This window comes from Streptomyces sp. DH12, assembly GCF_020873895.1.
Lineage (GTDB): Bacteria > Actinomycetota > Actinomycetes > Streptomycetales > Streptomycetaceae > Streptomyces.
In genome coordinates this window covers 1-453 of sequence record NZ_JAHWGT010001068.1, presented here as the reverse complement: position 1 = coordinate 453, position 453 = coordinate 1, and the positions used below count along the sequence as shown (strand labels likewise).

The 453-nt window shown below is 77.5% G+C and carries 1 protein-coding gene; it reads right to left on the bottom strand.

What is annotated here, in order from left to right; all coding sequences use genetic code 11:
• Window positions 1–453, bottom strand: a 453-nt coding sequence (locus LPA54_RS38540; protein WP_228985040.1) for a CDP-glycerol glycerophosphotransferase family protein, incomplete at both ends; no start/stop codon positions are given.

Sequence of the window (453 nt, the reverse complement as noted above, 5' to 3'; positions counted from 1 at the left end):
ACCGCGGGCTGCGGCGGCAGCGCCACCACGGGGGTCTCCGGCGCGCTCGCGGCCGCCGGCACCGGGCGGCGCCGCTCCGGCGGCACGGACAGCGGCTCGGCGAACTCCCCGAGCAGCACCGTGCGCACCACCCGCTCGGCGGCGCGGCCGTCGTCGTGCGGACAGAAGCGGTCCCGGAAGGCCGCCCGCAGCCGGGTCGCGCGCGGCCCGCACCAGCGGCTGCCGGCGAAGATCTCGATCAGCTCGTCCTCGCTGTCCGCGACCGCGCCCGGCGGGAAGGTCCACGGGTCGACGTACAGCCCGCGGGCCGCCGCGTACGCCTCCCGGTCCTCCGCGTGCAGCACGATCGGCCGGTCCAGGCCCGCGTAGTCGCACATCAGCGGGGAGAAGTCGGTGACCAGGGCGTCCGAGGCGAGGCACAGCGTCATCACGTCCGGGTGGGCGCTCACGTCC